This is a genomic window from Janthinobacterium sp. EB271-G4-3-2 (assembly GCF_020858035.1).
GTDB lineage: Bacteria > Pseudomonadota > Gammaproteobacteria > Burkholderiales > Burkholderiaceae_D > Janthinobacterium > Janthinobacterium aestuarii.
In genome coordinates this window covers 76,219-95,640 of record NZ_JACYMG010000003.1, presented here as the reverse complement: position 1 = coordinate 95,640, position 19,422 = coordinate 76,219, and the positions used below count along the sequence as shown (strand labels likewise).

14 protein-coding genes are annotated in these 19,422 nt (G+C 63.1%); 6 read left to right on the top strand and 8 right to left on the bottom strand.

Annotated features, from left to right (window positions below; genetic code table 11):
- The first annotated feature begins 3 nt into the window (after positions 1 to 3).
- The 5 genes from IGS55_RS08270 to IGS55_RS08250 all read left to right on the top strand — a co-directional run bounded on the left by IGS55_RS08270 (position 4) and on the right by IGS55_RS08250 (position 10,283).
- Complete coding sequence (locus IGS55_RS08270; RefSeq protein WP_230517339.1) at positions 4 to 5,871, top strand: YDG domain-containing protein; 5,868 nt, start codon at positions 4 to 6, stop codon at positions 5,869 to 5,871.
- Positions 5,840 to 6,583, top strand: a complete 744-nt coding sequence (locus tag IGS55_RS08265; RefSeq protein ID WP_230537182.1) for a FecR family protein — start codon at positions 5,840 to 5,842, stop codon at positions 6,581 to 6,583. The genes IGS55_RS08270 and IGS55_RS08265 overlap by 32 nt, the downstream gene beginning before the upstream one ends.
- Before the next feature lie 105 nt (positions 6,584 to 6,688).
- Positions 6,689 to 9,112 (top strand): heavy metal translocating P-type ATPase, encoded by a 2,424-nt coding sequence (locus IGS55_RS08260; RefSeq protein WP_268991930.1) that lies wholly within the window; start codon positions 6,689 to 6,691, stop codon positions 9,110 to 9,112.
- A gap of 1 nt (position 9,113) precedes the next feature.
- A complete protein-coding gene (gene cueR, locus IGS55_RS08255; protein WP_099762866.1) occupies positions 9,114 to 9,533 on the top strand; it encodes a Cu(I)-responsive transcriptional regulator in 420 nt (139 codons plus the stop codon).
- A 21-nt stretch (positions 9,534 to 9,554) separates the two neighbouring features.
- Positions 9,555 to 10,283 (top strand): glutathione S-transferase, encoded by a 729-nt coding sequence (locus tag IGS55_RS08250; protein WP_230517338.1) that lies wholly within the window; start codon positions 9,555 to 9,557, stop codon positions 10,281 to 10,283.
- 47 nt (positions 10,284 to 10,330) lie between these two features.
- Here the strand turns inward: IGS55_RS08250 and IGS55_RS08245 are convergent, their stop codons facing one another.
- The 3 genes from IGS55_RS08245 to yidD form a co-directional block, all read right to left on the bottom strand.
- On the bottom strand, positions 10,331 to 10,531 hold the full coding sequence (locus tag IGS55_RS08245; RefSeq protein WP_034750458.1) for a heavy-metal-associated domain-containing protein: 201 nt from the start codon (positions 10,529 to 10,531) through the stop codon (positions 10,331 to 10,333).
- Between the two features lie 84 nt (positions 10,532 to 10,615).
- Positions 10,616 to 11,557, bottom strand: coding sequence for a bestrophin family protein (locus tag IGS55_RS08240; protein ID WP_230517337.1), 942 nt, complete (start codon positions 11,555 to 11,557; stop codon positions 10,616 to 10,618).
- A gap of 256 nt (positions 11,558 to 11,813) precedes the next feature.
- A complete protein-coding gene (gene yidD / locus IGS55_RS08235) occupies positions 11,814 to 12,494 on the bottom strand; it encodes a membrane protein insertion efficiency factor YidD (RefSeq protein WP_230517336.1) in 681 nt (226 codons plus the stop codon).
- 51 nt (positions 12,495 to 12,545) lie between these two features.
- Between yidD and IGS55_RS08230 the strand changes: the two genes are divergently transcribed.
- Positions 12,546 to 13,913 carry an NAD-dependent succinate-semialdehyde dehydrogenase gene (locus tag IGS55_RS08230; protein WP_230517335.1) on the top strand — a complete coding sequence of 456 codons (1,368 nt, stop codon included), beginning with the start codon at positions 12,546 to 12,548 and terminating at the stop codon, positions 13,911 to 13,913.
- 23 nt (positions 13,914 to 13,936) lie between these two features.
- Here IGS55_RS08230 and IGS55_RS08225 read toward each other — a convergent pair whose 3' ends face one another.
- From IGS55_RS08225 to IGS55_RS08205, 5 genes are all read right to left on the bottom strand, one after another.
- Complete coding sequence (locus IGS55_RS08225; RefSeq protein ID WP_230517334.1) at positions 13,937 to 14,611, bottom strand: site-2 protease family protein; 675 nt, start codon at positions 14,609 to 14,611, stop codon at positions 13,937 to 13,939.
- A gap of 142 nt (positions 14,612 to 14,753) precedes the next feature.
- Positions 14,754 to 16,571: a PhoH family protein gene (locus IGS55_RS08220; RefSeq protein ID WP_230517333.1), complete on the bottom strand. Its 1,818-nt coding sequence runs from the start codon at positions 16,569 to 16,571 to the stop codon at positions 14,754 to 14,756.
- 288 nt (positions 16,572 to 16,859) lie between these two features.
- Entirely contained in the window at positions 16,860 to 17,330 is a 471-nt protein-coding gene (locus IGS55_RS08215; protein WP_034750445.1) for a peroxiredoxin, read from the bottom strand.
- Between the two features lie 75 nt (positions 17,331 to 17,405).
- Positions 17,406 to 18,365, bottom strand: coding sequence for a polysaccharide deacetylase family protein (locus IGS55_RS08210; protein ID WP_230517332.1), 960 nt, complete (start codon positions 18,363 to 18,365; stop codon positions 17,406 to 17,408).
- Positions 18,365 to 19,417, bottom strand: a complete 1,053-nt coding sequence (locus IGS55_RS08205; RefSeq protein WP_230517331.1) for a bifunctional UDP-4-keto-pentose/UDP-xylose synthase — start codon at positions 19,415 to 19,417, stop codon at positions 18,365 to 18,367. Before IGS55_RS08205 ends, IGS55_RS08210 begins: the two co-directional genes overlap by 1 nt.
- Positions 19,418 to 19,422: the final 5 nt, after the last annotated feature.

The window sequence follows — 19,422 nt, the reverse complement described above, 5'->3', positions numbered from 1 at the left end:
ACCATGCACAACCACGTCCCGCACGCCTCCGCTTTCATCCTGACGCCACCCTATGCGCCGCCTTTGCGCCGCACGGCGCTGGCACTGCTGCTGGCCGGCTGTTTCGGCGCCGCGCAGGCCAACCCCGCCTTGCCGCAGGTGGTCAACGGACAGGCGACGTTCAACCAGCAGGGCAATATCTTCTCGATCACGAACACGCCCAACACCATCATCAACTGGCAGAGCTTTTCCATCCATGCGGGCGAAATCACGCGCTTCATCCAGCAAAACGGCAATAGCGCCGTATTGAACCGCATCACGGGACAAGATCCCAGCAAGATCCTGGGCAGCCTGGAATCGAACGGCAAGGTCTTCCTGATCAACCCGAACGGCATCGTCTTCGGCCAGGGCGCGAAAGTGGACGTGAACGGGCTGGTCGCGTCCAGCCTGGGCATGACGAACGAGGATTTCCTGGCCGGCAAGCGCCAGTTCACGGCCGGCGGCGTGGCAGGCGGCGTCGGCAATGCAGGCAGCATCAACGCGGGCAAGGGCGGGCAAGTGCTCTTGATCGCGCCGAACGTGGAAAACACGGGCATCATCACGGCGCCGAACGGCGAAGTGATCCTGGCTGCCGGGCGCAGCGTGCAGCTGGCCGACCCCGGCAATCCGCAGCTGCGCGTGCTCGTCTCGGCACCAGGCGACCAGGCGCTGAACCTGGGGCAGATCATCGCCCAGGGCGGCGGCATCGGCATGGCCGGCGCGCTGGTCAGCCAACGCGGCGTGCTCAACGCGAACAGCGCCGTCGTCGGCGAGAACGGCAGGATCGTGCTCAAGGCCAGCGGCAAGGCGCTGCTCGAAGCGGGCAGCGTCACCAGCGCCACGGGCGCGGCCGGCACGGGCGGCCAGATCCAGGTGCTGGGCGAGCAGGTGGGATTGCTGGGCAATGCGAAGGTCGATGCCAGCGGTGCCACGGGCGGCGGCATGGTCTTGCTGGGCGGCGACTACCAGGGCAAGAACGCGGCCGTGCAGAATGCGCGCCAGGTACTCGTCGGCAAGGACGCCAGCGTCGTTGCCGATGCCGTCAACAGCGGCAACGGCGGCAAGGTCATCGCCTGGGGCAATGAGTCGGCGCAGGTGCACGGCAGCATTTCCGCGCGCGGCGGCGCACAAGGCGGCGATGGCGGCTTCGTGGAAACGTCCGGCCATTACCTGGCCGTCGACGGCATCCGCGTCAATACCAGCGCGGCGCGCGGCAAGCGCGGCAACTGGCTGCTTGACCCGTATGATATCGACGTGGTGCAGGGGGCGGGCGGCGACCTGGCCAATGTCGATCAGTTCAGCGACATGCCGTCGACTGGCAGCACCAGCATCGGCGCCGATACCATCTCCGGCGCCACCAGCGATGTCACTTTGCAGGCCCTGCACCGCATCAATTTCAGCAGTTCGGTGAACATGCTCAATGCCGGCGTCAGCTTGACGGCGCAGGCGGGCGAAACCATCAATGTGTACGCTGCCATCAGCACCAATGGCGGCAATGTGACCCTGTCGGCGAATGACCCTGCTAGCACCGGCGGCAACTATGGCCTGGGATCGAACGTCAATCTGAACGCACCGATCACCAGCAACGGCGGCAACATTTCGCTATCCGGTGCTGGCGTGGCCGGGGCCGCTGCGGTTCATGTCGGCAACGGCAACCTGAGTTTGCGCGCAAATGACGCGCAGGGTGGCATCAGCCTGTCGGGCGGCGCCAGCCAGCTCACAGGCAGCGGCATCGCCGGCCAGACGGTGACCCTGCAGGCCGACAATATCACCCTCGCCGGCGGCATTGATGTCGGCGGCACGGCGGGCGGCGCGAATGTCATCATCAAACCCCTGAGCAGTTCGCGCAGCATCGACCTGGGCACCAAATCGGACACGGCCCTCAGCTTGAACGCGGTTGAGCTGGCCGGCATCTCGGCCGCGTCCTTGACCATCGGCGACGGCACGAACACGGGCGGCATGCGCATATCGGATGCGCTCGCCAGAACCGGCGATCTGCACCTCAATTCAGCTTCCGCCATCGCGGCCACGGGCGCCGTGGCGGTGGACGGCAGCTTTGTGCTCGACGGCGGCGCCTGGGTGCAAAACGCGGCGGTCCTGCCCGGGTTCAGCGCCAAAAACTTCACCATCGGCAGCGGCGCCAGTTTCCTGCGCGTGACCGGCGGCGACGGTCTCGCTTCACCGTACCTGCTCGCCGATATCTATGGCTTGCAAGGCATCGCCAGCCTGGGTCTGGGCAACAGCTATCGCCTGGCCGGCAATATCGATGCCAGCGGCACCGCGAACTGGAACGACGGCCAGGGCTTTGTGCCGGTCGCCGGCGGTGGCAGCGGTTTTTCCGGCGTGTTCGATGGCGGCGGATTTATTCTCAGCAATTTGAAAATCGACCGCAGTCTGGCGTCCGGTTCGGCGGCAGGCCTGTTTGGCACCGTGCAGGGCGGCATCTTGCGCAATCTGACCCTGAGCGGCGGCAGCGTCACCGGCACTACGGACGTGGGCGCGCTGGCGGGCAATGTCGTCAGCGGCACCGTCGATGGCGTGAACAGCAGCATGGCCGTCAGCGGCCAGCGCAATGTCGGAGGCCTGGTGGGCAGCAACGGCGGCGCCATCACCATGTCCAGCGGCAGCGGCGCCGTCACCGGCGTCAATGCCGACAACGGCGGCGCCATCGGCGGCCTGGCGGGATGGAATGCGTCCGGCGCCAGCATCGCGACTTCATATGCGACCGGCGTGGTGACGGGCGCGCGCGCGATGATCGGCGGCCTGGTCGGCAACAACCAGGGCGCGCTGAGCCAGTCGTATGCCACCGGCAATGTCACTGGCGCGCGCAGCATCGGCGGCCTGGTGGGCCTGAACGGCGGCAGCATCGACGATGCATACGCCAGCGGCGCCGTGGGCCGGGCCGGCAGTGCCGACCCTATCCTGGCCAGGGAAAACATGGGTGGGCTGGTCGGTGAAAGCACGGGCAGCGTCAGCCATGTCTTCAGCAGCGGCGCCGTGACCGGTGACGGCTATGCGGCCGTGGGCGCGGTGGCCGGCCGCGTCTCCGCCGGTTCCCCGTTCAGCTATGGTTTTTTCAATTCTGAAACGTCGCTGGTGCAGATCGACGGCGGCGGCTCCAGCGGCCGCAGCACGGCGCAGATGCGGCAGCAGGGCAGCTTCAACGACTACAATTTCGGCAGCACCTGGCGCATCTACGAAGGCTACACGACGCCGATGCTGAAGGCTTTCCTCAAACCGCTGCAAGTGAACCTCTCGGGCAACGCCGCGGGCAAGGTCTACGATGGCCAGCTGGCCGCCTTCCTCGGTTCGATCGCCTATGTGGGATTGCTTGACGGCGACACGGGCGTAAATGGCAGCCTAGGCTACGGCAACGCGCGCAACGTGGGCAGTTATGCAGCGACGGGCCTGTGGTCGACCAAATACGACATCACCCTGGGCGGCACGACGACCTTTGCCATCACGCCGCGCGCGCTGACGGTGGGCATCGGCGGCAATGGCAAGGTCTATGACGGCGCCCTGGGCTACGACGGCGTCAGTTTCGTGCTGGGCAACGTGGTGACGGGCGACAACATCAGCATCAGTGGCAGCGCCGCTTTCCTCGACAAGAATGTGGGCGGCAGCAAGGCCGTGCACGCGAGCGGCCTGGCCCTGGGCGGCAATGAACTGGGCAATTACAGCCTGGCCGCGACGACGGCGGACGGTACGGCGGCCATCACGGCGCGCGTCCTGAACTATGGCGTCTCGGGCGCGCAAAACCGCGTCTACGACGGCAGCTTGCAGGCGGCCCTGAATGGCTATTTCGAAGGCCTCGTGACGGGCGACCAGGTCGGTATGGCCGGCTTGCAGGGCAGTTTCCGCGACAAAAATGCGGGTACTGGCAAAGTGGTCGATTATCAGGTGGCGACGGGCCACCTGACGGGCGCCGATGCGGGCAACTACGTGCTCAATGGAAATGCGGGCAGCACGACGGCCGACATCACGGCGCGCACCCTGAACGTGAGTTTTGACGGCATCAACAAGACCTACGACGGCACGACGGGCGCGCAAGTGACGTTTGGTGACGACCGCATCCAGGGCGACGTCCTGACGGTGGCGGGCAATGCCGCGTTTGGCAACAAGAAAGCAGGAACGGGCAAGGCCGTGCACGTGACGAATGTGGCGCTGAGCGGCGGCGATGCGGGTAACTACGTGCTCAGGGGAAATGCGGGCACGACCACGGCCGACATCGCGGCGCGCATCCTGAACGTGAGTTTCAATGGCGTCAACAAGACGTATGACGGCACGACTTCCGCCACTGTCAGCGCGTCGGCGAACGGCGTGCTGGACCAGGATGTGGTCAGCGTGGTGGGCGGCAGCGGCAGCTTTGCCGACAAGAATGCGGGCGCCGGGAAATTGGTGACGGCCAGCGGTTTCCGCCTGGAGGGTGCCGATGCGGGTAATTACATCCTGGAAACGACGGGCGGCACCACACAGGCAACGATTGCGCAAAAACAATTGTCCACCTGGGTAGGCAGCGGCAACGGCTTGTGGAGCGATGCGGCCAACTGGGACGGCGGCGTGGTGCCGGAAGGCGCGAACGTGCTGGCTGTGGACTTCAGCAATAGCAAGGGCATCGTTACCTACAGCGCGGCGGCCGGCAACACCACCCTGAAAAACCTGAACTCAGCGACGGGTTTGCTGTTGACGGGCGGCAGCCTGACCCTGGGCGAGAGCACGCTGGACCGCTCCGTGCTTGGCGGCCTGGCCGGCCTGGAAATCAACGGCGGCAGCTTGCTGCTGAACGGCAGCCTGTCGGCGGACCGTTACGCGCAAGGCGGCGGCGTGCTGAGCGGCAATGGTAACTTGCTCGTCGCCAACAGTTTTAATCAGACTGCCGGCGCCATCCGGCTGGCAGGCCAGTTGGCCATCACGCAAGCGGCTGGCGACTTGCGCTTCGCCAGCCTGGCGGCAAATGATGTACAGCTGAGCGCCTTGACCGGCGCCATCGCCCAGGATGGTGCGCTGCTCGCCGGCAGCCTGACCGCGCAAGCGCGCGACGGCATCGTGCTGGGCAATGCGGGCAACCAGGTAAACAGTTTTACCGCCAGCAACAGCGCAGGGGGCGGCATTGCGCTGAACAATAGCTCGGCACCGGGCACCTTGACCCTGGGAACGCTGACCACGGGCGCGGGCAATATCGCCATCGACAACACGGGCGGCGTCGCTGCCGGCAATATCAATGCGAATGGCGGCAACGTCAGCGTGACGGCGCACAGCCCCGTCACCGTCAACGGCAAGATCGAGGGCAATGACATTGCGCTCAATGCCAGCACGGACGTGCTGCTCGGCGATGGCGCGCAGTTGCTGGCGGCGCGTGATGTCAGCGTGACGGCGGGCGGCGACATCCGTGTCGGCGGCAATGCGCATATCGCCAGCGGCGGCAATTTCAGCGCCAGCGCGGAAGGCTACGTACGCTTTGCGGACACGGCCAGCGTTACCTTGCCGGCAGCGGGCAGCGTGAGCGTGCTGGCGAAAACGGGCAGCATCACGGGTGACGCGGGCGTGCGCATCAACCGCCAGCGCAGCGGCGTGACCCTGCTGGCGCCGAATGGCACGGTGGGTATGGCGGATGCCATCTTCCTGCCGGCGACCACCATCGACAAGCCCGCGATCGACGCCGCCACGAGCGCCGCCATCGACGAAGCCTTGCGCATCATCAAGCAGGCCGACCGTGCCAATGATGTGCTCGTGTCCAAGCCGCCAGCCAAGCCGGACGACAAGAAGAAAGACAGCAAGGATGTTGCCGATGCCACAGATAAACCTACAGGATACAAATTCGATGATGCCGCTAAAAAAATGTACTGCAATTAAGGCCTTGCTGTGGCTGGCCCTGATGTGCGTGGGCGCGCACGCCTGGGCCGGGCAGGTGGCCGGTACCGTCATGCAATTGAGTGGTCCGCTGATGGCCAAGAAGATGGACGGCAAGGTGAAAATCCTGGCCATCAAGTCCGAGGTCGAGCAGGGTGACACCTTGCTGACGGAAAAGGAAACCTATGCATTGATCAAGCTGATCGACAATAGCGAAATCATCCTGAAACCGAATACCAGTTTCGTGATCGAGCAATTCAGCTACACGGCCGAGCAGCCCGATGGCGACCACGCCATCTTCAGCTTGCTCAAGGGCGGCTTGCGCTCCGTCACCGGTCTGCTGGGCAAGCGTAACAAGGAGCGCTTCGAGATGAAGACGCCGGCGGCCACCATCGGCATTCGTGGCACCACCTTCATCGCCAGCTACGTGCCGCCGGCCGCACCTGGCGGGCCAGCGGCACCCAAGGCTAGCCCGCCCGGCCTGTATGTGCAGGTGCTCGATGGCATGATTCATGTGACCAATCCTGCGGGCACGCTCAACTTTGCCCAGGGCCAGTTCGGCTTTACGCCCAACTTCCAGCAGCCGCCCACGTTGCTGCCCGTCAATCCGGGCATCCAGTTCACGCCGCCGCAGGCCTTCGTGCCATCGTCCTCAAGTGGCGGCGCTTCTGCCGGCGGCAGCAAGCCTGCCGCCATCGATTGCGTGGTGCGCTAAGTTTTTCACGCAAGCCCGGGAAATCCCTGAAAATAGGGCTTGACCTTCCCATCGTTGGATAGCAGATCCTGACCCTATTCGTTAATCTTTCGTACAGGATCCGCCATGAACCAGAGTGCACTCGCTCCCGCCGCTTCCCCTCCCGCCGCCGCGCACGCGCAGGCGCTGGCCATCGAAGGCATGAGCTGCGCCTCGTGCGTGGGCCGCGTGGAAAAGGCCCTGGCCGCCGTGCCCGGCGTCACTCAGGCCAGCGTCAACCTGGCCACGGAAGTGGCCAAAATCAGTTCCGACACGCCGATTCCCCTGGCCACCCTGCAGGCAGCCGTGGAAAAGGCCGGCTATAGCGTGGCGCAGCGTGAGATCGACCTGAACGTCGCCGGCATGACGTGCGCCTCTTGCGTGGGCCGGGTGGAAAAAGCCCTGCTGAAGGTGCCGGGCGTGCTGGCCGCCAGCGTCAATCTGGCGACGGAAAGCGCGCGCATCAAGGTGACGGGCGGCCTGGAAGCGGGCGCCCTGATCGCCGCCATCGACAAGGCCGGCTATGCAGCCACCGTGCCCGCCGCCAGCCAGGCCAGCGCACCCGCAGTGGCCCACAACCGCGACGGCATGAAAGTGGCGTTCGCGGCCGTGCTGGCCTTCCCATTGATGCTGCCCATGCTGCTTGAGTGGGCCGGCATTCACCTGATGCTGCCCGGCTGGATGCAATTCGCGCTGGCAACACCCGTGCAGTTTTACTTTGGCGCGCGCTTCTACAAGGCGGGCTGGAAGGCGGCCCGTGCCGGCAGCGGCAATATGGATTTGCTGGTGGCGCTGGGCACGAGCGCCGCGTATGGCTTGTCCGTCTATCAATGGCTGACGGCGGGCGAGATGCTGCCGCATCTGTATTTCGAGGCCTCGGCCGTCGTCATCACCCTCGTGCTGCTGGGCAAATGGCTGGAAAGCCGCGCCAAACGCCAGACGGCATCGGCCATCCGCGCGCTGCAAGTCTTGCGCCCGGAGTCGGCCCGCGTGCGCCGCGACGGTGTCGAGATCGACTTGCCCGTGGAACAGGTGAAAGTGGGCGACCTGGTGGTCATCCGCCCCGGCGAACGGGTGGCCGTCGATGGCGTGGTGGTGGAGGGCGCCAGCCAGATCAACGAGTCGTTGATCACGGGCGAAAGCTTGCCGGTCGATAAGCATCCGGGTGACAAGGTCACGGGCGGCGCCATCAATGCCGATGGTTTATTGCTGGTGCGCACGCAAGCCGTGGGCGGCGAGACGACCTTGTCGCGCATCATCCGCCTGGTGGAAGATGCGCAGGCGGCCAAGGCGCCGATCCAGCACCTGGTCGACAAGGTCAGCGCGATCTTCGTGCCCGTGGTGCTGGTGCTGGCGCTGCTGACCATGCTGGGCTGGTGGTTCGCCACCGGCGAGCTGGAGAATGCCATTATCAACGCCGTGGCCGTGCTGGTCATCGCCTGCCCCTGCGCGCTGGGCCTGGCTACGCCGACGGCCATCATGGCAGGCACGGGCGTCGCTGCCCGCTACGGCATCCTGATCAAGGATGCGGAAGCGCTGGAAGTGGCGCATGCCGTCAATACCGTCGTGTTCGACAAGACGGGCACCTTGACCATCGGCAAACCTGCCCTGGCGGCCCTGCATGCGCACGGGATCGACGATGGACGGTTGTTGCAGCTGGCGGCCAGCATCCAGCGTGGAAGCGAGCACAGCCTGGCGACGGCCGTGCTGGACGCGGCTGTCGCCCGCCACATAGAACCCTTGCCAGCCGCCGGCCTGTCGGCCTTGCCGGGCCGCGGCCTGGCGGCCCGCGTCGATGGCCTGGAGTTGAAACTGGGCAGTACGCGGCTGATGCAGGAATTGAACGTGGACATGACGCCTTTGGCGGAGCAGGCATTGTCGCTGGAAAATACGGGCAACACGATTTCATGGCTGGCTTCGGGCAGGGAACTGCTGGGCCTGTTCGCCTTTTCCGACCAGGTCAAGCCGAACGCGCAGGCGGCCATCGCCCATCTGCACAGCCTCGGCATCCAGACCGTGATGCTGACCGGGGACAACCAGGGCAGCGCCGACGCCGTCGGCAAGCTGCTGGGCATCGACACGGTGGCGGCGAAAATGCTGCCGGCCGATAAAACCGCTAAAATCGTCGCGCTGAAAGGCGAGGGCGCGAAGGTGGCCATGGTGGGCGACGGCATCAACGATGCGCCCGCGCTGGCGGCCGCCGACGTGGGCATCGCCATGTCGACGGGCACGGACGTGGCCATGCATGCGGCCGGCATCACCCTGATGCGCGGCGATCCGGCCCTGGTGGCGGACGCCATCGATATCTCGCGCCGCACCTACAGCAAGATACGGCAGAATCTGTTCTGGGCCTTCATTTATAACCTGATCGGCATTCCGCTGGCCGCCTTCGGCCTGCTCAACCCCATGGTGGCGGGCGCGGCGATGGCCTTCAGTTCGGTCAGCGTGATCAGCAATGCCCTGTTGCTGCGCCGCTGGAAAGCCCGCAGTGCGCATACCAAGGAGTCATAGGATGAATATCGGCCAGGCGGCAAGCGAAACGGGCGTATCGGCAAAAATGATACGCTACTATGAAAGCATTACTTTGTTAAAACCCAGCGCGCGCAGCGACGCCGGTTACCGCATCTACACGCCGAACGACTTGCACGCGCTGCGTTTCATCAAGCGCGGGCGGGGCCTGGGCTTTTCGCTCGAGCAGATCCGCGAGTTGCTGTCGCTGTGGCAAAACGACCAGCGGGCCAGCGCGGACGTGAAAGGCATCGCGCTGGCCCACGTCGCCGAGCTCAACAAGCGCATCGCCGAACTGACGGAAATGCGCGATACCCTGGCGCACCTGGCGCAATCGTGCCACGGCGACGACAAGCCCGATTGCCCCATCCTGCAAAGCCTGGGGCTGGCCGGCGACACGGAAGCGAAGGCTTGCTGCCATTGAGTTAAATCAACGGAGGTGCGTATGGCGTATGAACTGTATTACTGGCCCACGATACAGGGACGCGGCGAATTCATCCGCCTGGCCCTGGAAGAGGCGGGCGCCGAGTACCGCGACGTCGCCCGTTTGCCTGAACGCAAGGGGCAAGGCGTTCCCGCCATGCTGGCCTGCCTCGATGGCGGTGCTACGCCACAGGCCGCCTACGCGCCGCCCGTGCTGCGCGACGGCGACTTGCTGATCGGCCAGACGACGAATATCCTGTTCTACCTGGGCCGGCGCCTGGGCCTGGCGCCGCGCGCGGAAAGCGGCCGTTTATGGCTGAACCAGCTGCAACTGACCATGGCCGACTGGCTGACGGAAGTGCACGACACGCACCATCCGCTGTCGATGAATCAATATTATGAGGAACAGAAACAGGCGGCCATGCTGCGCAGCGCGGATTTCCGCGACACACGGTTGCCGAAATTCCTCGATTATTTCACCCAGGTCCTGCTGAATAATCGCAGCCGCGGCCAGTATCTGGTGGGTGCCAGGCTCACGTATGGCGACCTGTCGCTGTTCCAGATGCTGGCCGGCTTGCGTTATGCCTTTCCGCAAGCCATGGCGCGTTTGGCACCCGCTTATCCCGCCTTGTCCGACCTGCACGACACGGTGGCGGCGCGGCCGAACATCGCCCGCTACCTGCGCTCGAAGCGCAGAATCGCTTTCAATGAGGACGGCATCTTCCGCCATTATCCCGCACTGGACGGATAAAAAAACAGCCGGCGCAATGGCCGGCTGTCGTGACGCTGCTGTGGCTGTTATTGCGCGCTGGTGACGGGAAAGCCCGCCTCCACGATGGCCGCGCTGATGGCGCCCAGCTCGGCGGGCGATTCCACCGTGACGCGCTTGCTGGCCAGGTCGATCTGCACCTGGGCTTGCGGATCGATGGCTTGCACCGCTTTCGTGACCGAGCCGACGCAATGGCCGCAGCTCATGTTTTCAACTTGTAACTGATACATGGCAAGCACTCCTTCAATGGTTAAGTGTGTCCACTGTAAGCCTTCCCCCGATGGTAAGGTCAAGGGGGAAAGCTGCCTTACGGATCAATTCAGCAGGAAATCGACAGCTTGCATGGGCGGCGGCACCTTGTCGTCCTGCACGGATTCGCGCAAGCTGATGTCGATGGCGCGGCACATGGCCGACAGGGGCAGATCGTTGGCATCCTCGCCGAACGGCTCCTCGATTTCGTCGCCCAGCGCGTCGAGGCCAAAGAAAGTGTAGGCGACGATGGCGACGACGAACGGCGTCATGAATCCGAGCGAATCGACGAGGCCGAAGGGCAGCAGGAAACAGTACAAATACGCCGTGCGGTGCAGCAGCAGCGAATACGAAAACGGGATCGGCGTGCTGCGGATACGCTCGCACGAAGCGCCCGCCGCCACCATGGCCGAGACCGTGTTATCGATCTGTGTGGCCAGGATGCTGTCGATGCGGCCCTGCCGGACGCAGTCGGCCAGGTCATGGCCCATCTGCAGCATCAGGTAGTCGGACGGATTCGCCGCCTTGCAGGCCGCTTCCCATTCGGCCGGGCGCAGCAGCGGTTGCAAGTCGGCCGGTCCGCGCGTGTCGCGCAGCTGGTGGCGCAAGGCGTGGCAAAAGGCGATGGCGCGGTAAATCATGCGCACCCGCACGTCTTCCAGACCCAGCTTCGCGTGGGCCGGCGTGTCGCCGCGTATCATCGTCTGGCACTGGCGCGAGAAATTACGGCTGCGCAAGACCAGTTCGCCCCACAGCTTGCGTGCTTCCCAGTAGCGGTCGTAGGCGGCCGTGTTGCGAAAGCCCAGGAAGATGGCCAGCGGCAAGCCGATCAGGGTAAACGGGATGGTCGTGAGGATCACCTTGTGGTCGAACAAGGTGCCGTGGCACCAGGTGACGAGGGTGGCGATCAGGGTGTTGACGATCAGCGTGGTGCGGATGCGCGGCAGGACGGAACCGCGCACCACGAGGAACAACCGCAGCGCCGAAGGACGCTCGCGCACGATCATGCTGTGCTCCCTGTCGGGGGCTGGGCTGGCGGCGAACGGCGCACCCGGTGATCGCTAAAAGAGGAAAGACAGAACGGCAATGGCCGGGAACAAAAAGCCCGCGATGTATGCGGGCTGAGCAGGGTGTGCATGGGAAACGGAGTAGGGGAGACGGCTTGAGTATAGGCCGCCGCTCCGCTTCAGGCCAATTCACAGTGATAATGGGTATTATTAATTTCATGAATGAATATTTCATTTATAAGATATTGTGTGAATTTCAGCTTTCCGGGGTCTGTCCCTGCCGTATCTTCTTGCGGTGTTCTTCCTGCTGCCGTTTCAGTGCGGCACTGGCTGTATAGCCGTTGCGAAACCACGTCGGTTTTTTGCCACGGCCCGGCCGTGAGCAATCAGCCAGGCTGGCTACGTCGGCGCAGTCGCAGGCGCAGTCGAACATGGGAACGTCGCAGTCGCAATACCCCGCCTGTGCCTGGCGGCGCCCGCTGCGCCGTGCCTGCGGGTGCAGTTCCCGATGCTGGCGATGCCGTTCGCCGCAGGCGCGCAAGCGGCGTTGCAACAAGGGCAGGCCCGTGCGCAAGCCATGACGTTCAATCACCCGGTAGCCATAGGCGGAACAGCTGTCGCGCCCCGTCAGCACGCGGTAAGCGCAGCGAAATCCCTTCCAGGGCGAGAGATGGCGCTGGTAGGCCCGGATCGCCCATAGGGCCAGGTGCTTGCCGCAGGTGTCGAAGGTGAAAATAATGCTTCCTTTGCCGTTTGCCTTGCGGCACTGAGTCGAGCATACGACAGGTCTGCAAAAAAGAATAGCGGCATGCTGGTGCACATGGCGACACGTGACAAAGAGGGAGATCGGCTGGTGCGTACCGTGGCCGCCATGACGCCTGCGGCCATGGCCCGCTATGTTCGCGTGCGTACTGTCGCGCGACGCGTCCGCCAGCATACTGTCCAGCTACCCCACGCACTCCCGGGGGGCCAAGACCAAGGAAACCAGATGAGCTATCAGACCACGAATCCCTACAGCGAACAGATCGAGCAGACCTTCACGCCGCATAGCGATGCGCAAATGGACATTATGCTGGCCCAGGCAGCCGCGACTTTCGAGGGCGACTGGCGCCAGCGCAGCTTTGCCGAGCGCAAGCTAGTCGTCAAGAAAGCGGCCATGCTGCTGAAGGAACAAGGCGATGACTTCGCCAAATTGATCACCATGGAAATGGGCAAGCTGTTCAAGGAAGCGCGGCAGGAAGTGTCGCTGTGCGTGAAAATCCTCGACTACTACGCGGATAATGCTGAGCAATTCCTTGCGCCCAAACAACTTGACGTCAAGCGCGGCGAGGCCAGCGTGGAAATCGCGCCGCTGGGCGTGATCTTCTGCGTCGAGCCGTGGAATTTCCCGTATTACCAGCTGGCCAGGGTTGCGGGTCCGAATTTGATGGCGGGCAATACCCTGGTAGTGAAACATGCGTCCAACGTGCCCCAGTGCGCACTGGCCTTTGAAAAACTGTTCCTTGACGCGGGCGCGCCGGCCGGCGCCTACACCAACGCATTCTTGTCCAGCGAGCAAGTGGCCACTGCCATTGCCGACCCGCGCGTGCAGGGCGTGGCGCTGACGGGCAGCGAGCGCGCCGGCGCCTCTGTGGCGGCCACGGCCGGCAAGGCCCTGAAAAAAACCACGATGGAACTGGGCGGCAGCGATGCCTTCATCGTCCTGGACGACGCCGACATGGACCTGGCCGTCAAGCTGGCCGTCATCGGCCGCATCCAGAATGCGGGCCAGGTTTGCGACGGCTCGAAGCGCTTTATCCTGGTCGACAGCATTGCGGATGCCTTTGTCGAACGCTTCCAGGCAGAGCTGGCCAAGCTGCAGCCAGGCGACCCGATGGATGCCGCCACGACCCTGGCGCCGCTGTCGAGCAAATCGGCGTTGGACCTGGTCGTCAAGCAAGTCGGCCAGGCCGTTGAAGGCGGCGCGAAAGTGCTGCTGGGCGGCAAGCGTATCGAGCGTGCCGGCTACTTCATGGCGCCGACCATCCTCACCGAAGTGACGCCAAGCAATCCTGTCTATTATCAGGAATTCTTTGCTCCCGTCGCCATGATTTTCCGCGTCAAGGATGACGACGCGGCGATCGCCCTGGCCAACGATTCGCCCTTCGGCCTAGGTGGCACCGTCATCACGGCAGACGTCGCGCGCGGCAAGCGCCTGGCCAGCCGCATCGATACGGGCATGGTATTCATCAACTCGCCCGCCGTCACGGCGCCTGAACTGCCATTTGGTGGCGTGAAACATTCGGGTTACGGCCGCGAATTGTCCGACCTGGGCATCATGGAATTCGTCAACCGCAAGCTGGTGCTGGTCGGCTGACCGGGCGGCCTCGGGGGCGTTCCTTACGCCCCCAGCGCCTGCCAGCCATACCAGCCGAAAGCCACCAGCCACGCCAGCAAAACCGCCAGCCCCGGCAGCATTAGCCTTTTCGCCACGGACTCTTCCCATGCCACGTACGGCTTGCCGCCGCGCGCGATGGCCAGCAGCGCCTGGCCCCCGTTCAAACTGGCAAACGGCAGCAGGTTGAACGCGCACAGTTTCAATGAGAACAGGGCGAACACGAGCGCAAAGCCGTGCGTGCGGGCAAAGCTTTCTCCATCCCCCAGCAATGCCTGCGCCGTCGACAACGGCGCCAGCGCGCCGTGGATGATTTGTCCGAAGGCAGCGACAAAGCTGTCCCAGCCCGAGGCTCCCATGATGCCCAGCGACAAGGCCAGCAGCACTCCCACTCCGCTCAATGGCAGCAGCACCTGCTTCCACAGCGGCTGGAAGTTATAGGCGTCCAGGCAGCGATCATCGTCATACAAGGTTTCCTCGCGCGTATCCTTCAGCACCACATTGCCGGCCAGTGGCAGCAGCTTGAGATGGCTTTTCCCCACGGTCAGCAGAGTTGGGCCCACGCCGTAGCTGATGCCGCGCACGGCGATGCCCAATGCGCGGGCGCACATGGCCATGACGGAAATGTGGATGAGCATGAAGAGGATGAAGCAGAGCAACAACTGAAAGGCGGGATGCATCGGGCAATGTGTCCAGAGGAAAAGGAGCGGTATTAGAACATGCCGCCACGAAAAGTCGCGCACATGAAAAAAGCCCCGGTCGCATCGCTGCAGCCGGGGCTTTCGATCGTGAACGCGGCGTTGAAGCCGCGCTGATAATAACTTACAGCACTTCGCTGGCGTGGTCGGCCAGGCGCGAGCGCTCGCCGCGGGCCAAGGTGACGTGGCCGCTGTGGGTCCAGCCCTTGAAGCGGTCGACGACGTAGGTCAGGCCGCTCGAGCCTTCCGTCAGGTACGGCGTGTCGATCTGTGCGATGTTGCCCAGGCACAGGATCTTCGTGCCGGGACCGGCGCGCGTGACCAGGGTCTTGACTTGCTTCGGCGTCAAGTTCTGCGCTTCATCGATGATGAGGAACTTGTTCACGAACGTGCGGCCGCGCATGAAGTTGAGCGACTTGATCTTGATGCGCGAGCGGATCAGGTCTTGCGTTGCCGCGCGGCCCCATTCGCCGCCATCGGAGTCGGACTTGTTCAGCACTTCCAGGTTGTCGTCGAAGGCGCCCATCCATGGCGACATCTTTTCTTCTTCCGTGCCTGGCAGGAAACCGATGTCTTCGCCCACCGGCACCGTCACGCGGGTGACGATGATTTCATTGTAGAGCTTGGTTTCCAGCACTTGCGCCAGGCCGGCGGCCAGGGCCAGCAGGGTCTTGCCGGTACCGGCCTGGCCCAGCAGGGTGACGAAGTCGCATTCCGGATTCATCAGCAAGTTCAGCGCGAAATTCTGCTCGCGGTTGCGCGCCGTCACGCCCCACACATTGTTCTTCGTGTGGCTGAAGTCGCGCAGGGTTTGCAGCACGGCCGTCTTGCCGTTGATCTGTTTCACCTGGCCATAGAACGGCGTTTCGCCGTTTTTCGGTTCCAGATAGATGAACTGGTTGACCAGCAACGATGGAATGAACGGGCCCGTCACGCGGTAGAACGTGGAGCTGTAGCCGTTCTTGCTTTCCTGCCACGATTCCATGTCCTTGCCATGCTTGTTCCAGAAGTCGTCCGGCAATTGCACGATGCCCGAGTACAGCAAGTCCGTGTCTTCCAGCACATGGTCATTGAAGTAATCTTCGGCCGGCAAGCCCAGCGCGCGCGCCTTGATGCGCATGTTGATGTCTTTCGACACCAGCACGACGGGACGGCCTTCCTGCTCCGACTCGAGCGAGCGCACGACGGCGAGGATCTGGTTGTCGGCCTTGCCCACTGGCAATCCTGCCGGCAGGTCGGCGCTTTGCAGGCGCGTCTGGAAGAACAGACGGCCCTTGGCGTCCTTGTTGCCCAGCTTGGACAGCAGGATGCCGTGTTCGATGGCGTCGTCGTCCGTATTGCTGATCAGGGCGTCGAGGGTGCGCGAGACCTGGCGTGCATTGCGCGCCACTTCCGTCATGCCCTTTTTATGGTTGTCCAGCTCTTCCAGGGTCATCATCGGCAGATACACGTCGTGTTCCTCGAAGCGGAACAGCGACGATGGATCGTGCATCAGCACGTTCGTGTCGAGCACGAACAGCTTGCTGATGCCGCGCTGGTCGGCGGCGCGGCTGGCGGACGACTTGAGCTGCACTTCCACAGGCTTGTGCTTGGCCGGATGCGGCTGCTCGGCTTGCTTGGCGGGCTTGATCGGCGTGACCTTGCCTTTTGCGGCCGGCTTGGCTTTCGCTGCAGGCGCAGCAACGGCGGCAGGCGCGGCCGCAGGTGCGGCAACGGCTGGCGCAGGCGCCGGCTTGGCGACCATCAGGGCCGCCACTTGCTTGATCTTCGTGGCCGCATTGCGGACCGGTTTGGCAACTTCGGCGATCGCCGCTTCAATGATCGGTGCAGCCGCTTTCTTGGCTGCCGGGGTTTTGGTGGCCGGGCGCGCCGCGCCTGCGGTTGGGTAATCTTGGGTGGCCAGGATGGTGGCTGGCTTGCTCGGTAATTTTGGCAGTGGCATCAGGATCTCAATCAAAAAATTTCTGGAATGAATCGCCCATGGGCAGCCAGCTTCTGGCGGCACTTCTCATGGGGTGGATGCGGGGGAACAACAATGCTACAGGACGAGAAACTGCCGGAAGGCCGGCAGCATGGCCGGTCATGGACGCCATCGGCGGGCTGCTGGCCCGCCTGGCGGAGTGGATGGAGGCGCTTCGTTGACTCAAAATGGCGATAGGTACCGTGACTGAACTGCGGTTGAACCAGGCTCGCTGGAAGCCGACAACACGCATTGGATCAAAATGGACGATCAATTCAGATGCGCTACGAATTCCAGCACTTCTTCCACGTGAGTTGCGACCTTCACGCCTCTCCATTCTTTCACCAATCGGCCCTGGGCGTCAATCACAAACGTACTGCGCTCGACGCCACGGACCGTCTTGCCGTACATCTGCTTCATCTTCATGACGTTAAACAGCAGGCAAACGGCTTCGTCCGGGTCGGAAATGAGCTCGAACGGCAGTTCCAGCTTGGCTTTGAAGCTTTCGTGCGAGCGCAGGGAATCGCGGCTGATGCCGTAGATTTCCACGCCGGCGGCAACAAATTGCGGATACGCGTCACGGAAAGCGATGTTTTCCGTGGTGCAGCCAGGAGTGTTGTCCTTCGGATAGAAAAACAGCACGGTGGCCTTGGCCGGACGGCCCAGCAACTGAAAGGTTTTGCCGCTGGTCATCGCGGCGCTAAAGTCGGGTATGCTAACGAGGGATTGGCTATCAGCCACAGGTTCTCTCCTGAACGGTGATCATCAGCGCTGGTTTTTAATCTGGCAACGCATCCAGGTGCAACAATACAGCATTCAGGCCGCTTTGCCCTGCACAATCAGGCGTCCCGAACGCCCTGGCAACTCATCCCAAGTGATGGGGCAAACGGGCAAGTCCGCATCTTTTATCTTTTCATAGTAATCGCCCATCGCTGCAAACTGGTAGCCCTGGGCTTTCCAGCCAGCCAGCAGTTGTTCGAAAATGGGGGCGAGTTTCTGTCCTTCAAGTTCCGCATGCAAGGTATACACGTGATCGCGGGGATTGTCCGCCGTCAGCGATAATATGTGCTCTGCAACATTGCCGGTGGTGATCAGTTTGCCGTCGATTTCACAGCCCAGCAATTCATCCAGGGTGGGCAGGGTGGTGGGCAGTTGCACGCATTGCAGGATGGTGTTGCCGTTGCGCACGCGGTGCGGGCCTTGCGACGGCTGCGTCATGGCGCCGCGCGCATCGAGCATGGCGCGGCCATCGGAGGCAAAGCGGTAGCCGGCCGTGTCGTGTTCGACAAAGGCGCTGACATTCATTTGCCAGCCGGCCGCGCCGTGCGTGTGCGGCTTGGCGCCAAACACCTGTTCGTAGCGGTTGGCGGCCTTGCGCATCATGTTGATGGTCCAGGCGGCGTTACGCTTGGCCACGTTGTCTTGCCACAGGGTGTGATCCCAGGTGTGGATGCCGCACTCGAAACCGGCATCGCGCACGGCGCGCAATTGCGCCGCGCATTGCTTGCCGATATCGGGTCCCGGCAGCAAGGTGCCGTACATCAATGTTTTCAAGCCGTAGTGCTCGACTACCGACGTGCGCGACACCTTGCTGAAAAAGCCGGGCCGCAAGGCGCGCCGCAGAGCCCAGCCCGTATGGTCGGGGCCCAGCGAGAACAGAAAGGTGGCCTTGGCCTGGTGCGCGGTCAGCATGCGCACCAGATTGCCCATGCCTTCACGGGTGCCGCGATAGGTATCGACGTCGATTTTCAGGGTCAGGAACGGCTTGCTCAACATTAATCCATCAGGGCTTTGGCTTGGGCTACCTGGCTGCGGTAGGCGTCGAAAATATTGCGCAGGGAATCGGCCATGGTGGTGGTCGGCGCCCAGCCCAGCTCTTCGCAGGTATTCGTGATTTTCGGCACGCGGTTTTGCACATCCTGGTAGCCGGCACCGTAGTAGGCGCCCGAGGTCGTTTCCACGATTTTCACGTGTTTCGCGCCTTCGGCGTATTCCGGGTATTCGGCGGCCAGGGTCAGCATCATGCCGGCCAGGTCGCGGATCGAATAGTTATTGGTCGGATTGCCAATGTTGTAGATCTTGCCGCTGGCGATGCCGTTCTTGTTGGCGATGATGCGCATCAGCGCGTCGATGCCGTCGTCGATGTAGGTGAACGCGCGTTTTTGCGCGCCGCCGTCGACCAGCGAGATGTTTTCGCCGCGCACGATATGACCGAAGAATTGCGTCACCACGCGCGAGGAACCTTCTTTTGGCGTGTGGATCGAGTCCAGGCCGGCGCCGATCCAGTTGAAGGGACGGAACAGCGTGAAGTTCAAGCCTTCCATGCCGTAGCCCCAGATCACGCGGTCCATCAGCTGCTTGGCGTTCGAATAGATCCAGCGCGGCTTGTTGATCGGGCCGCAGATCAGTTCCGAGTTTTCCGGATCGAATTCCTCGTCATGGCACATGCCATACACTTCCGACGTCGACGGGAAGACCAGGTGCTTGCCGTACTTGGCGGCCGAGCGGACGATGGGCAGGTTGGCTTCGAAGTCCAGTTCGAAGACGCGCAGCGGCTGCTTGACGTAGGTCGATGGCGTGGCGATGGCCACCAGCGGCAGGATCACGTCGCACTTCTTGACGTGGTACTCGACCCATTCCTTGTTGATCGTGATGTCGCCTTCGAAGAAGTGCATGCGCGACTTGTAGTTGTCATCTTCCAGCAATTCCGTGATGCGGTCCGTGTTCATGTCCATGCCGTAGACATGCCAGTCGGTGGTTTCCAGAATGCGCTTGGACAGGTGGTGGCCGATGAAGCCGTTGACGCCTAAGATGAGGACTTTTTTCATGTGAG

What these genes read in the sequence shown, in the direction of transcription:
- IGS55_RS08270 (WP_230517339.1), top strand. Translation starts at nt 4, where the DNA reads ATGCACAACCACGTCCCGCACGCCTCCGCTTTCATCCTGACGCCACCC.
- IGS55_RS08265 (WP_230537182.1), top strand. Translation starts at nt 5,840, where the DNA reads ATGATGCCGCTAAAAAAATGTACTGCAATTAAGGCCTTGCTGTGGCTG.
- IGS55_RS08260 (WP_268991930.1), top strand. Translation starts at nt 6,689, where the DNA reads ATGAACCAGAGTGCACTCGCTCCCGCCGCTTCCCCTCCCGCCGCCGCG.
- cueR (WP_099762866.1), top strand. Translation starts at nt 9,114, where the DNA reads ATGAATATCGGCCAGGCGGCAAGCGAAACGGGCGTATCGGCAAAAATG.
- IGS55_RS08250 (WP_230517338.1), top strand. Translation starts at nt 9,555, where the DNA reads ATGGCGTATGAACTGTATTACTGGCCCACGATACAGGGACGCGGCGAA.
- IGS55_RS08245 (WP_034750458.1), bottom strand. Translation starts at nt 10,531, where the DNA reads ATGTATCAGTTACAAGTTGAAAACATGAGCTGCGGCCATTGCGTCGGC.
- IGS55_RS08240 (WP_230517337.1), bottom strand. Translation starts at nt 11,557, where the DNA reads ATGATCGTGCGCGAGCGTCCTTCGGCGCTGCGGTTGTTCCTCGTGGTG.
- yidD (WP_230517336.1), bottom strand. Translation starts at nt 12,494, where the DNA reads ATGCTGGCGGACGCGTCGCGCGACAGTACGCACGCGAACATAGCGGGC.
- IGS55_RS08230 (WP_230517335.1), top strand. Translation starts at nt 12,546, where the DNA reads ATGAGCTATCAGACCACGAATCCCTACAGCGAACAGATCGAGCAGACC.
- IGS55_RS08225 (WP_230517334.1), bottom strand. Translation starts at nt 14,611, where the DNA reads ATGCATCCCGCCTTTCAGTTGTTGCTCTGCTTCATCCTCTTCATGCTC.
- IGS55_RS08220 (WP_230517333.1), bottom strand. Translation starts at nt 16,571, where the DNA reads ATGCCACTGCCAAAATTACCGAGCAAGCCAGCCACCATCCTGGCCACC.
- IGS55_RS08210 (WP_230517332.1), bottom strand. Translation starts at nt 18,365, where the DNA reads ATGTTGAGCAAGCCGTTCCTGACCCTGAAAATCGACGTCGATACCTAT.
- IGS55_RS08205 (WP_230517331.1), bottom strand. Translation starts at nt 19,417, where the DNA reads ATGAAAAAAGTCCTCATCTTAGGCGTCAACGGCTTCATCGGCCACCAC.